Genomic DNA, 13,031 nt, shown 5'->3' with positions numbered 1-13,031 from the left:
GTGTGGCGGCGGCGCGGGGGAAGCACCATGACCACTGCGACACTGGGACAACCCGGCCGGTTCGAGATCGGCAGGGTGTTCAACAACACCTTTGCCGTCATCGCCCGCAACATCGGGCTTTGCCTTGGCCTTGCCGCGCTGTTCGCCGGCGTGCCGACGCTGCTTGTCCGGTTGTGGACCCAGCCGCAGGTCGATGCGATGCTGCATGGCGATCCGGCCGCGATGGCGGATCCTCATGCGATGTTTCGCAATTCCTACCTCAGCCTTGTCGCCGGGCTGGTTTCCTTCGTTTTCACAATGCTGCTTCAGTCGTCACTGGTGAGGGCGACCATCGAGGACCTGAACGGCAGGCGGCCGTCCTTCGCCGACTGCATCCAGATTGCGATCCGCTTCCTGCTGCCGACGCTGGCGATTGGCTTGCTCGTCGTCCTTGGCGCCGGCCTTGCCATGCTGGCACTGATCGTGCCCGGCATCATCCTGTGGCTCGGATGGTCGATGTCGGTGCCGGTCCTGATCCAGGAGCGGCGGGGCGTGATCGGCTCGATGTCGCGCAGCCGTGCCCTGACCAAGGGCAACCGCTGGTCGCTGTTTGGCCTGTTTCTCATTCTGATGATCATCGCAATGGTCATCCAGTGGGGAATATTGCTGATTTTCTTCCTGTTTGGCGGGGTTCTGGCGCAGCTTGGCGCCGCACTGGTGCAGACCGTGGTTTCCATGGTGCTGTCGATCGCCGCCGCGGTCAGCTATGTCGAGCTGCGCCAGGTCAAGGAAGGCGCAAGCATCGACGAACTGGCGCAGATATTCTCATAGCGGACGGCACAATTCGCATGAGGGCGGCAGCCCGTATTCAATGACAGCAGCAAGGATCTGATTGCACAGTCGTCGGGCACAGCATGATGAACCGGATCAGCGGCGACGAGGCTTGAGGGTTTGAGGGTAAGTCTTCCCAGTCCGACGCCAATTCGCGGCAGCTTCATCAAAATGGATGGCGACTTTCGCCCGCGCCCGTGGTGGCATCCAGCCCAGGTGGAGAGCGGGACCCGGAGCAACAGGTGGTTCCATCCTTCCGGTGAGTGGGCCTACTCCCATTGAGCGGTCCTCTTTATTGGCTCCGACCGAGGAGAGTCGATATGCAAGACCCCGCCGAGCGGAACAAAAGACCGCCTCGTGCTCAACCAGCCGAGGATGAGCGCCTGGCGCGGCTCGAGAAAACAGCCAGGCTCAAGCGGCTTCGGTCTTACGCATCCTGGCTTGCGCCTGACGCATGCGCCCAATTTCATGATGAGATCGACTGCTCCGCGCTCATTGAGGAAAGCCGCTCGTTGAGCCTGGTCTGATCGGCTGATGCCGCTCGGGCTTCCATCTCCTGAAGGTCGGGTTCGGACAGAGAAACATCCTCAGATCGGAATCTCAATGACAGCAGCCGTGCTGCACGCTCGTCCGGCACAGGCATGACGAGCTGATCGCCACATCCGTTTTGGCCACCGCCACAGCGAGCTTGGCCTGCAGCCCCGGCAGCTCTTCGCGCTCGCCGCGCCGCCACAAGCATTCCACCAGCCCGTGCAGCGCCCAGACATTGTCCGGGTGCTGGGCGCAACGCTGCACCTTGCCGCTGAGACCCAGATCGTCGCGATAGACCTGCTCGGCCTCCTGCGCGTGGCCCTGGTCGAGAAGCAGCGCAGCCAACGCGTGGCGCGGCGGGTGCATCCACGCCCATGGCTCGGTGTAGGAGAGGTTGTCGTCAAGTTCGACCGCTTGCCGTAAATGGCCGTAGGCCTCGTCGTGTCGGCCCTGGTGGTAGGCAAGCTCGCCGTCGAGCAAAGCGGCACCGACAGCGAGCGATGCCCGGGTCGGGTTGCTGAGAAAACGCCGCTCGGCTGGAATGGTCTCCACATGCCGGTGGAACCGGTCACGCTCGCGCTCGGCCTCGGCGAATTGCCTGAGCGTCGCATGCGCGACGCCCTTGGCGTAGTGCTGCATGGCCGCCGTCAGCACATAGAGGCCGGGTTCTTCCACCGCTGGCTCGTCGATGATCTCCCGCCAGCGGCCGAAGCGCACCAGCACATGCGATTTCATCGCATGATAGCCTTCGACGGTTTGCGTCAGCTTGGGCCGGTCCTGGATGGCGACAACTTCACGCGTCACAAGGCTGCGCACCTTGTCGGCGGCCCACAGCGCCGGCCGGTACTGGCCAAGGAACATGCAGGTGAACATCATCAGATGCAGATCGTGGCAGCAGCCGAGCAAATAATAGGTCGGCTCGTCGGCATAGGCGAGATAGAGGTCGTTGGCGCGGACCGCCTTTTCGCTGGCGATCTTCGCCTTCTCATACTCGCCGCACAGCACATGGATGTGCCCGGGCATATGGTTCATATGCCCGGCATCTGGGCACGTTTCGCCAAGCAGATCGGCTGAGCGCATGCCGCGTTCCGGTATGGTGGACATTTCCAGGAGGTGGATGTGCAGGTGCAGGATTGCCGGGTGCTGCGCGGCACCGGCCTCGTCGGCGAGCCGGATCGACCGCTCGCAGACATCCAGGGCTTCAAGCACGTCCGAATTCGGCGCCGGTTCACCGGTCTTGAGGTTCCACAGCCGCCGCACCGTGCGCATCATCAGCGCCTCGACCAGCAGCGCCATCACATCATGGTCGTCGGGAAAATCCTGGTACACCCGCCGCATCGCGGCGGCATAGGCATCGTCCCACCGCTCGAATTCCTGTGGGCTCACTCTGTGCGGCTTCTGAAAGCGAGAGGCCAACGCCTCGATCAACCGCCGTTCGACCTCGCTGGCGCCGGCCGCGTTGGCGCGAGCCAGCTGGACATGCTCGTAGCAGAGCTTCGTCGCGCTGTCGGCTTCGGCCTCGCCATGCTCTTTCCAGGTCAGGTTGTAGAAAGGCCCCGCGGCATAGGCGATGCCCCAATGCACGAAAGCGCAGCCGGGATCCGTCTCCAGCGCCCTCTCGAAACACTTGATGCCTTCTTCGTGGTTGAAGCCGTAGCACCAGTTGAGCCCGATATCGAACCAGCGTTGGGTCTCGGTGGAGCCGGTGGAGATCGGGCGGCGATAGGTGCCGAGGTTGAAGCGGTCCATATGTTCTCATTCAACGTCTGGGCGGCCGCGAGCCAAGCTCGGGCCAGAGTTCCTTCACCCTCAATGTGTGCCGAAATCTCCAGGCATGGCAAATGCCATACGTACCGTTGCTGTTTGAGAGCTGGCGTCCCTGAGAAGAAAGCCGCCCGGCCTATGTCAGCGCGGGCGGCTTTTGAAAATGGAGGTCTGAATGGGAATTGAACCCATTACGTCGGTTTTGCAGACCGATGCGTCACCGTCCCGCCCTCAGACCATGCTGGTCTTATGGCCAGCCCATCAACTGGCGTCAACCTTGCTGTAAGCGGGCTCGGCGCGGTTCGGTTGACGACAACGGGGACTGTCGGTGGCGCGCCGCCGTTAATCGGTCTCTTCGTGCCGCGCTTCGTCTTGCCAGCCGGCCAGTTCCGGCAGGTCGTCAAGCCAACTTTTCTCGCTCATCAAAGTATCGCCGGCCTGCGGTGCCGCATTCGTGGCGTTGTGAATGAGCCAGTCCACCCATTTCCGATAGGCAGCCGGATCCAGCTGGGGCGGCAACACCTTGGCCTTGGCCAGCATGCGTTTGCGGAAACTGGTTTGCCGGCGCAGTTTGGTGGTCGTGAACTTGATGACCTTGCCTTGGTAGTCAACCGTCCAGCGGTCGCCCCCAAGACTGACAAGGCCGTCGATGGCGAAATCGGCATCGACTGGCCTATCGCGCCAGGGAAGCTCGATGGCGTTCTTCCTCAGATCGATGGCCCATCGCCTGTAGTGGGGCCCAGCACGCTGGGGCGGCAGCACACCGGCCTGTTCGAGCATCTTCCTTCGGAAGGTAGGCTGCTTCTTGAGCTGGCCGGTTGTGAACTCGATGCGATGCCCACGAAACTCGACATGCCAGCGGATCCGTCCGTTGCCGACATATTTCACCAGCCTGTCGACGACGAATTCGCCATCGGCAAGCGCCACGCAGCCTTCGCTGATGCTTTCGAGAATGAATTCGGAGTCAGTGACCATTACGCAGCCTTGTGGAGTAAACTTCTACGGAACTTAGCCATTGGAACGCGCCAGCCATCAATCTTTTTTGCCCTGCAAATCTCACCTGCTTCGGCCGCCATTCCATCCTGACATGAATGTGCAAACCGTCGTGTTACGGTCTGATGGTGTCATGTCATCGATCCGATAGCCATCGAAGCAATGGGAGAGTTCGCCACGTCCAGGATCAATCGCCGCGCCTTGCTTTTCCACTCCGGCAGCGCTGTCGTCGCTTCGACGGCTGCGGCAACCGCACTCGGCACGGAGCCGCCGGGCCGAGACCAGGAACCGTCCGGTAGACTGCGAGAGCTGATTGAGGCGCATAGGAATGCATATGCGGCGTTCAGCAAGGCGCTGCACGATATAGGCAGCGACTCCGGCGGAGCCAGCCGGGAGGAGGAGAGGGCGCTGCTCGCAATCTGCGGCTATGCCGCGGTCGAGGAAGGCGATCGCCTGGCCAAGGCCCGATATCTCCTGGAGATAGAAGCGCGCGGCGAACTCGACCTCCCGGAGCATATGCAGGCTGTTCTGCGATCGACGATGTGGACGGGATGAGGCGACCGGCAACCACCACGGTGTCCGGCAAGTGAGGTTCGCTAAATCCTTCCGTCGAAAGGATTTCTCTTCCGCTTGCCGCCGGCGGGCGACGCTACAGCCAGATTCATGTCTCGTCGGAGTTTCGCCGCCCGACGCGAACCTTTCAGCCAGCAGTTTGCAGGCTGCACTACGCCGGTTTGGCGTATTGCTCGGCGCTCATGACCTCGATGCAGACAAAACGGTCGTTGCCTTCCACCCAGGCGTCGTGGCCGGGCGGGATCGTATAGGACGTACCCTTCGTGAAGGTCTTCTGGGTTCCGTCATTCATCTTGATGGTGATGGTTCCGGAAACGACGTAGCCGACATGCGATACCTGACAGCTATCCGTCTTGACGACCGGCTTCACGCATTCGGACCATTTCCAGCCCGGCTCCATGTTGAGCCGCCCGAGCGTGTAGCCTGGAAGCCGCACCACCTCGACGCGTGTCTTGGCGGGCGAGCGAACCTCATCCGGGTTGTCGTGAGATTTGGATTCAAGTTTGGTGACATTCATTCCACCATCGGCCATGGCATCCTCCCATACGCGACGCGGAGCCCGATGCTGTCACTTTTCCGTTATATTAGCAATCGCTTTTATATCTTGCGAAGGTCGGCTACAGCCGGGCTAACCATCTGAACGGGTGACGTGGAATGGCCTGCATCAGGACACAAAGTTCTGTGTAAGCGGCTGATTCAAATGATGAATGGAAAGTGGCTGGGGAACCTGGATTCGAACCAGGACTAACGGAGTCAGAGTCCGTGGGTCTACCGTTAACCTATTCCCCAGCAGGCGCGGTCATGAACCGCGCGGGCCGAACGGCTGAGCCGCTTGAGCGCTGCCTTGTAGCCGCCGGCGGAAAATAGTCAAGCCTGCTGTGCGGTTCAATCGACACGTTTTGACAGCTGGTTTCATACGCAGGGGTTCAGGTGCCCGAGTGCTGGCACAAAATCCAATCCGTGCGTCAGCTCTCAGTCCGGCTGAACTGCGAGCGCTCGAAGAACACCACCACGCCCAGTCCCAGAATCAGCGGGATGATCAGGTAACACAGCCGGAACACCAGTAGCGCCGCCAGCACGCCGACCGGCTCCATGTCGGAAAGGCCGGCCAGGAACACCACCTCGAACACACCGAGGCCGCCGGGCGCGTGCGAGATCTGGGCGACCGAGAAGGAGACGAGGAAGACGCCGAGCACGACGAAATAACCGGGATTGTGCACCTCGGGCAGGGCAAAGAAGATGATCGCCGCTGCGGCCAGCAGTTCGATCGGGCCGATCAGCAATTGCCTGACGACAATCGGGAGCGCCGGATAATGCAGCTGGAAGCTGGCGATCTTCAGCGGGCGCAGATGCAGCGCACTGCCGAAGATGTAGGCGGCGACCAGCAACAGCATCGCAATGCCCGCCGCTTCCGACAGGCCGTGATGGGCGATGCCTGAAAAGCGGTCGATGATCTGAGGCTCGAACACCAGCACTAGGCCCGAGGCGAGAATCGTCGACAGCACGAAGGTGATCCAGCAGATCGCCACCAGCACGCCGACATCCTGGCCGGTCAGCCCCCTGGTGCCATAGGCGCGGTAGCGGATGACGGCGCCGGAAAACACCGAGCCGCCGATATTGTGCGACAGCGCGTAGGTGGTGAAGGAACACAGCGTCACGAACAGCCACGACACGCGCTTGCCGATATGCAGCAGCGCGATGTGGTCGTAGCCGGCGAGCGCGGCATAGGCGATGACGGAACTCAGCGCCGCCAGCACCCAGCCGCGCGGCGGAATGGCGGCGAGCCCGTCCCAGACGTCGTCGAGCGAAATGCCGCGCAGTTCGTGCCAAAGCAGCAGCAGCGAGAAGATCACCGCGGCGATGCCGACCACAGGCCAGAAATAGCGTCTCCAGTTCATTGCCTGACTGCCATGCGCTGCGTGTCCGCTTCCTTTTCGCTTGATGGTGGGAGGCCGGCTGCCCGGTGACTTCCATTCAATTCAGAAATGCCTCATTGAAGCCGGCTATTCAACCGCGAACACTTGTCGCGCCGGCCGCCGGCAAGATCCGCCGGCGGCGAAAGTGACGCAAACTGCAGGGATGAGGCATTGGCGTCGGCCATCGTTGTCCTCGCTGGCGTCGGCGCTACCAATCCAGCCTTACGGGTACATTACGTGGCGGAGTGAAAAGGCGGTTAGCGCTCAGACGGCAAAATTCGGCATGCGGCTCTTGGTGATCGGCCACGGCACTGTTAGTCTGGCGGCAACTTGAAACATGCCAAAGCGCCTGCTGCGTCCTTCACCGGTTCGCGCGGCGCCGGAAGGAACGACAGTGGAAGACCGCGACACCGGCGCAGGCGCGTCGGAGGTGGGCGCGTCCAGCGCTTCCCCAGGGCCACCGGGCTCGGGGACAGCCGGTTGGCAGCAACGCCGCCCGACGGAGCCGCGCTCCGCCGATGGGCAGGCGGGCGACGCGACCCATCACCAGAAGGGCAAGCCCAAGAAACGGCGCAAGCGAAGGCGCGGGCGCAAGGTTTTTGCGCGCGACGAGGCCCCCAAGGACAATCGATCGCCGGCGATTGCTCCGGCTTTGGAGCCGAAGCAGCCGGTGGCGCCGGCGATCTCCCCCGTCGCACCGTCGCCACGCCCGGAGCAAGGCACCCGCCGGCCGCCGGCGCACGAGCTCCCGGTCTTCGCGGCCCTCGACCTCGGCACCAACAATTGCCGGCTGCTGGTCGCCGTTCCGACGCGGCATGGCCAATTCCGCGTCATCGATGCCTTCTCGCGCATCGTCAGGCTGGGCGAGGGGCTCACCGCCAATGGCCGGCTCGGCCAGCCGGCGATGGACCGCGCCGTCGAGGCCCTGAAGATCTGCGGCGACAAATTGCGCAGCCGCAAGATCAGGAAGGCCAGGCTGATCGCCACCGAAGCCTGCCGCTCGGCCGAGAACGGCGTCGAATTCCTGGAGCGCGTCGAGCGCGAGGCCGGGCTGAAGCTCGAGATCATCGACCGCCAGACCGAAGCGCGGCTGGCGGTCTCCGGCTGCGGCTCGCTGGTCGAACGTGACACGCAAGGTGTCGTGCTGTTCGACATCGGCGGCGGCTCTTCCGAGATCGCGCTGATCGATCTCACCGGCCGCCGTTCGCCGCGGCTCGCCAACCATATCGTCTCGTGGACGTCGCTGCCGGTCGGCGTCGTCTCCCTGGCCGAGCGCTTTGGCGGCCGCACCGTGACGCGCGACATCTTCAACGCCATGGTCGACGACGTCGCCGGCCGTTTGGCGAGTTTTGACGGCCGCGACCGGTTGAGTCACCTCAAGGCCAGCCCGAATTTCCATCTGCTGGGCACGTCCGGCACGGTGACGACACTGGCCGGCGTCCACCTCGACCTGGAGCGTTACGACCGACGTCGGGTCGACGGGCTGTGGATGAACCGCGACAGCGTCGACCGCATGGTGGAGCGACTGGTCGGCTGGGATTTCCAGCAGCGCTGCGCCAACCCTTGTATTGGTGCGGACCGCGCCGATCTGGTGCTGGCCGGCTGTGCGATCCTCGAAGCGATCCGCGCGGTCTGGCCCTCCGAGCGGCTGCGCGTCGCCGACCGGGGCCTGCGCGAAGGCATATTGAGCGAGCTGATGGCCGATGACGGCGTCTGGCGCAACGATGGGCGTGGCCGTTAATGACCAAGAAACCGGAAAACCCAGGATCCGCAGGCATTCGCGTGCTGAAGACGCGGATCAAGAAGAAGAGCGGCCTGAAGGAATCGTCGCGCCGCTGGCTGCAGCGCCACATCAACGATCCCTATGTCCAGCGGTCGAAGGCAGACGGCTATCGTTCGCGCGCGGCCTACAAGCTGATCGAGATCGACGACAAGCACCATCTGCTGAGACCCGGCATGAAGGTGATCGATCTCGGTGCCGCCCCCGGCGGCTGGTGCCAGGTCGCGGCCGCGCGCACGAAATCGACAGCGGAAAATCCACATGTCGTCGGCATCGACTATCTGGAAATGGATGCCGTGCCCGGCGCGCCTGTGCTGTTGATGGATTTCCTCGATCCGGATGCGCCGCGCAAGCTCGCCGAAGCGCTGGGTGGGGACCCGGATGTCGTGTTGTCCGACATGGCCGCACCGACCACCGGCCACAAGCGGACCGACCACATCCGCACCATGCATCTGTGCGAGGTGGCGGCCGATTTCGCCCTGTCCGTCCTGAAGCCGGGCGGCCATTTCCTCGCCAAGACTTTTCAGGGCGGCGCCGAAAACGAGCTGCTCTCCATGCTGAAGAAGAATTTCCGCTCCGTCCACCACGTCAAGCCACCGGCCTCGCGCGACGAATCGGTCGAGCTGTATTTGCTGGCGAAGGACTTCAAGGGGCGAGAGTCCGGTCTGCCGTCAGGCGGATCGGAACGTCCAGTGGACGTTCCGAAGGGCTCGAGCGCCCGGGGCCATAGCGAAGGGCCGGGCGACTCGGAAGGCTAATCGGCCTTCACTCTCCCGGCGATCTCGCCGGTTCCAGCGTCTTTGGCGTGGTCAACCGGCCATGGCCGGAGACGGCATTGCCGGCATCTGGCGCCAGCCGCATGAACGACAGCGATGCAGCCGCCGACACCGCGGCCACGATGAAGAAGGCGATGTGGAAGTCGCCCAGCGTCAGCGGTCCCCCATGGATCGATGTCGAGACTTCCAGAATGCCGCCGGCCAGCGCCACGCCGAGCGCGATGGACAATTGCTGGAACACCGCCGTGATCGGCGTTGCCTTGCTGGTGTCTTCGGCCGACACCTCGGCATAGGAGAGCGCGTTGACGCCGGTGAAGAACATCGAGCGGATGAAGCCGCCAACCAGCAATATGGCCAGCATCAGCGCATAAGGCGTCTCTGGCGTGAACAGGCCGTATATGGCGATCGATGCGGCCGCGATCAGCGAGCCCCAGATCAGCACGCGACGGAAGCCGGCAACGCGAAAAATCAGCGCGGTGACGAACTTCATGCCGATGGCGCCGATCGCCGAGACGAAGGTGATCATGCCGGACTGGAACGGCGTCAGCCCGAAACCGATCTGGAACATCAGCGGCAAAAGGAACGGCACCGCCCCGATGCCGATGCGAAAAAGCGAGCCGCCAAGCACCGACGAGCGGAACACCTGGTTGCGGAACAGTTCGAGCGCCAGCAGCGGGTTTTTCGCGCGCCGCGCATGCATCAGGTAGAGCGCGCCCGACAGCAGTCCCACCCCAACGGTGATGAAGCCGGTGGCCGGCGGCAGATAGGGCAGGCTGACCACCGACAGGCCGAACACCACGCCGGATGCCGCGACGCCGCTCAGCACGAAGCCGATGAAATCGAGCGGTGGCGTCTCCATCGATTCGGTTTCCGGCAGGAAGCGTGTGGCGAGCCAGATGCCGACCAGGCCGATCGGCACATTGATCAGGAAAATCCAGTGCCAGGTGAAGTAGGTGGTGATGAAGCCGCCGATTGGCGGGCCGACCAGCGGTCCGACCAGTGCGGGAACGGTCAGCCACGACATGGCGGCGACCAGGTCGCTCTTGGGCGTGGCGCGCACCAGAACCAGGCGCCCGACCGGCGTCATCATGGCCCCGCCAATGCCTTGCAGGAAGCGCGACACCACGAAGGCCGGCAGCGAACCGGAGAAGGCGCAGGCGACCGAGCCTACGATGAACACCGCGATCGCCGCGCGAAAAACGGTCTTGGCGCCGAAGCGATCGGCCATCCAGCCGCTGATTGGAATGAAGATCGCCAGCGACACGAGATAGGCCGTCAGCGCCAACTTGAGCGCGATCGGGCTGGTGTGGATGTCGATGGCGATCGCCGGCAGCGATGTTGCGATGACGGTCGAATCCATGTTTTCCATGAAAAGAGCGACCGCCAGGATCAGCGGAATGGTGCGGTTCACGAGCGTGGCCGTTTCAAATTTTCTTTCCGGCCCAATTCTTGTTCAGAAAAAAGGGAGCGAGCCGGTACAGGGGGCGGTTATCATGGCTGGCCATCGATGTCGTGTTAATTTGCTGTCACTTTTGCGCGACCGCAACCACGGGTGGCACAATCAAATGGTCGAAGACGCTGTTGTTCAATGCAACGATCGGCTTTTCATCCGCGTCGCGACGTGTTACCAGCCAGCGCCAATCCTGAAAGGGAAGATGAGAGTCGGCGCTGTCCATCCTGGTCCAGCGCTTTTTCCGCATTCTAAAGGGCTGGCCATGGCAAAAATCATCGAAACGTCCACCGGCGCACTGGCGCTGACCTTTGACGACGTGCTTTTGCAGCCGGGGCATTCCGAGGTCATGCCCGGCGAAACCGATGTCCGCACCCGCATTGCCGGCGACATCGATCTCAACGTGCCGATCCTCTCCGCCGCGATGGACACCGTCACCGAGGCGCGTCTCGCCATCGCCATGGCCCAGGCCGGCGGCATCGGCGTCATCCACCGCAATTTCTCGCCGGCCGAACAGGCCGAGCAGGTGCGGCAGGTGAAGAAATTCGAATCCGGCATGGTGGTCAATCCGGTCACCATCGGTCCGGACGCTACGCTCGCCGACGCGCTGTCCTTGATGCGCACCTATTCGATCTCGGGCATCCCGGTGGTCGAGAATGGCGGCACCGGCGGCCACAGAATAGGCCGGCTGGTCGGCATCCTGACCAACCGCGACGTGCGCTTTGCCTCCGACCCGGCTCAGAAGGTCTACGAGTTGATGACCCGTGAGAACCTGATCACGGTCAAGGAGAATGTCGACCAGGACGAGGCCAAGCGACTTCTGCACCAGCATCGCATCGAAAAGCTCGTTGTTGTTGATAAGTCAGGCAATTGCGTCGGGCTGATCACCGTCAAGGACATCGAGAAGTCGCAGCTCAACCCGCACGCCACCAAGGACGCGCAGGGACGCCTGCGCGCCGCGGCGGCCACCAGCGTCGGCGACGACGGCTTCGAGCGCGCCGAGCGTCTGATCGACGCCGGCGTCGACCTCCTCGTCATCGACACCGCGCACGGCCACTCGCAGCGCGTGCTCGACGCGGTCACGCGGGCGAAAAAACTCTCCAACTCGGTTCGCATCCTGGCCGGCAATGTCGCCACCGCCGAAGGCACGCAGGCGCTGATCGATGCCGGCGCCGACGCCGTCAAGGTCGGCATCGGCCCAGGCTCCATCTGCACCACCCGCATCGTTGCCGGCGTTGGCGTGCCGCAGCTCTCGGCCATCATGTCGGCCGTCGAGACGGCGCACAAATCGGGTGTGTCGGTGATTGCCGATGGCGGCATCAAATATTCCGGCGATCTCGCCAAGGCGCTCGCCGCCGGCGCCAGCGCCGCCATGATCGGTTCGCTGCTGGCCGGCACCGACGAGAGCCCGGGCGAGGTCTATCTGCATCAGGGCCGCTCCTTCAAGGCCTATCGCGGCATGGGTTCGGTCGGCGCCATGGCGCGCGGCTCGGCCGATCGCTACTTCCAGGCCGAGGTGCGCGATACCCTGAAACTGGTGCCGGAAGGCATAGAAGGCCAGGTTCCATACAAAGGACCTGTGTCTGGCGTGCTGCACCAGCTTGCGGGCGGGCTAAAAGCCGCTATGGGTTATGTCGGCGGCCGCGATCTTGCCGATTTCCGCGAGCGCGCCACTTTTGTGCGCATATCCAACGCCGGACTTCGTGAAAGCCACGCCCATGACGTCACGATTACCCGCGAAAGCCCGAACTATCCCGGCGGAGCCTGAACAATACGGGCTCGGGCGGAGCCTGACCGCGATGATCATGCGGCTGCCACGTCACGTGGCCGCACTGTGTTTCCTGTCGGCGGCGGTCTTCGTCGCCATGACGATGATGGAATTCTTCTATTTCCGCCAGTTGAGCGGCGGCCTGCCGTCGCTCGACATGCGCTATTTAGGTTTCACGCCCGACGAAGGCATGGCCTGGCTGACGGCGCTCGGCCGGCGCGGCGGCGAGATCATTCTGGTCTGGCACTATCTGACCTTCGACCTGTTGTTCCCGGCGCTGCTGTCGCTGACTTTGGTGAGCCTGATTCTGGCTACCGGCCGGCGCCTGGAGACCTTCCGCGTGCTTCCCGGGCAGGCGCAGTCGATCTTCGCGCTGGTGCTGGTGCTGCCCTACACGCTTGCCGACTATGCCCAGAACATCGCCGTGTCCCGGCTTCTGTCCGATTTCCTGTCGGCCAATCCGGATTCGCTGTCTTTCGCTTCGGCTCTGATCGTCACCAAATTCGCGCTTCTCGCCATCCCGGCGGTCGTCATCGCCGCTTTCTGGCTGGTGGGCCAGAGACGCTAGAGCAATTCCAGGAAAAGTGTGAAGCGGTTTTCCGTTCGGAATTGCGTCAAAACAAGGAGTTAGAGCGGTTAGCCGTTTCCGTGAAACGGTGAAACGCTCTAA

General features: G+C 63.1%; 12 protein-coding genes and 2 tRNA genes. 6 read left to right on the top strand and 8 right to left on the bottom strand.

The window, feature by feature from the left end; translation table 11 throughout:
* The first annotated feature begins 27 nt into the window (after window positions 1-27).
* Window positions 28-810 (top strand): hypothetical protein, encoded by a 783-nt coding sequence (locus JG746_RS23085; RefSeq protein WP_202354819.1) that lies wholly within the window; start codon window positions 28-30, stop codon window positions 808-810.
* A 600-nt stretch (window positions 811-1,410) separates the two neighbouring features.
* Here the strand turns inward: JG746_RS23085 and JG746_RS23080 are convergent.
* From JG746_RS23080 to JG746_RS23070, 3 genes are all read right to left on the bottom strand, one after another.
* Window positions 1,411-3,090: a hypothetical protein gene (locus JG746_RS23080; protein ID WP_202354818.1), complete on the bottom strand. Its 1,680-nt coding sequence runs from the start codon at window positions 3,088-3,090 to the stop codon at window positions 1,411-1,413.
* A 179-nt stretch (window positions 3,091-3,269) separates the two neighbouring features.
* A tRNA-Cys gene (locus JG746_RS23075) sits at window positions 3,270-3,343 on the bottom strand.
* A gap of 104 nt (window positions 3,344-3,447) precedes the next feature.
* Window positions 3,448-4,080, bottom strand: a complete 633-nt coding sequence (locus JG746_RS23070; RefSeq protein WP_202354817.1) for a hypothetical protein — start codon at window positions 4,078-4,080, stop codon at window positions 3,448-3,450.
* Window positions 4,081-4,260: 180 nt separating this feature from the next.
* Here JG746_RS23070 and JG746_RS23065 point away from each other — a divergent pair, with 180 nt between their 5' ends.
* Entirely contained in the window at window positions 4,261-4,653 is a 393-nt protein-coding gene (locus JG746_RS23065; protein WP_202354816.1) for a hypothetical protein, read from the top strand.
* A gap of 169 nt (window positions 4,654-4,822) precedes the next feature.
* Here JG746_RS23065 and JG746_RS23060 read toward each other — a convergent pair whose 3' ends face one another.
* The 3 genes from JG746_RS23060 to JG746_RS23050 all read right to left on the bottom strand — a co-directional run bounded on the left by JG746_RS23060 (window position 4,823) and on the right by JG746_RS23050 (window position 6,569).
* Window positions 4,823-5,203 (bottom strand): cupin domain-containing protein, encoded by a 381-nt coding sequence (locus tag JG746_RS23060; protein ID WP_202354815.1) that lies wholly within the window; start codon window positions 5,201-5,203, stop codon window positions 4,823-4,825.
* Window positions 5,204-5,386: 183 nt separating this feature from the next.
* Window positions 5,387-5,460: transfer RNA gene (locus tag JG746_RS23055), tRNA-Gln, on the bottom strand.
* A gap of 176 nt (window positions 5,461-5,636) precedes the next feature.
* The gene (locus tag JG746_RS23050; RefSeq protein WP_202354814.1) at window positions 5,637-6,569 is read right to left on the bottom strand and encodes a lysylphosphatidylglycerol synthase domain-containing protein; all 933 of its coding nucleotides are present in this window, start codon (window positions 6,567-6,569) and stop codon (window positions 5,637-5,639) included.
* A gap of 412 nt (window positions 6,570-6,981) precedes the next feature.
* Here JG746_RS23050 and JG746_RS23045 point away from each other — a divergent pair, with 412 nt between their 5' ends.
* Both JG746_RS23045 and JG746_RS23040 read left to right on the top strand, forming a co-directional pair.
* Window positions 6,982-8,328, top strand: a complete 1,347-nt coding sequence (locus JG746_RS23045) for a Ppx/GppA phosphatase family protein (protein WP_202359446.1) — start codon at window positions 6,982-6,984, stop codon at window positions 8,326-8,328.
* Window positions 8,328-9,125, top strand: a complete 798-nt coding sequence (locus JG746_RS23040) for an RlmE family RNA methyltransferase (RefSeq protein WP_202354813.1) — start codon at window positions 8,328-8,330, stop codon at window positions 9,123-9,125. Before JG746_RS23045 ends, JG746_RS23040 begins: the two co-directional genes overlap by 1 nt.
* A gap of 7 nt (window positions 9,126-9,132) precedes the next feature.
* On the opposite strand, the gene JG746_RS23035 is transcribed toward JG746_RS23040, so the two are convergent.
* Together JG746_RS23035 and JG746_RS23030 are read right to left on the bottom strand one after the other, a co-directional pair.
* On the bottom strand, window positions 9,133-10,554 hold the full coding sequence (locus JG746_RS23035) for an MFS transporter (RefSeq protein ID WP_202354812.1): 1,422 nt from the start codon (window positions 10,552-10,554) through the stop codon (window positions 9,133-9,135).
* Window positions 10,555-10,669: 115 nt separating this feature from the next.
* A complete protein-coding gene (locus JG746_RS23030) occupies window positions 10,670-10,819 on the bottom strand; it encodes a hypothetical protein (RefSeq protein WP_202354811.1) in 150 nt (49 codons plus the stop codon).
* Between the two features lie 39 nt (window positions 10,820-10,858).
* On the opposite strand from JG746_RS23030, the gene guaB reads away from it, so the two are divergent.
* Together guaB and JG746_RS23020 are read left to right on the top strand one after the other, a co-directional pair.
* The gene (gene guaB, locus JG746_RS23025; RefSeq protein ID WP_202354810.1) at window positions 10,859-12,361 is read left to right on the top strand and encodes an IMP dehydrogenase; all 1,503 of its coding nucleotides are present in this window, start codon (window positions 10,859-10,861) and stop codon (window positions 12,359-12,361) included.
* Window positions 12,362-12,392: 31 nt separating this feature from the next.
* A complete protein-coding gene (locus JG746_RS23020; protein WP_202354809.1) occupies window positions 12,393-12,929 on the top strand; it encodes a hypothetical protein in 537 nt (178 codons plus the stop codon).
* Window positions 12,930-13,031 lie beyond the last annotated feature (102 nt).

It is taken from the genome of Mesorhizobium sp. 113-3-3 (assembly GCF_016756495.1).
Lineage (GTDB): Bacteria > Pseudomonadota > Alphaproteobacteria > Rhizobiales > Rhizobiaceae > Mesorhizobium.
The sequence above is the reverse complement of the archived record's forward strand: the minus strand, read 5'-3'. Positions and strand labels throughout refer to the sequence as shown.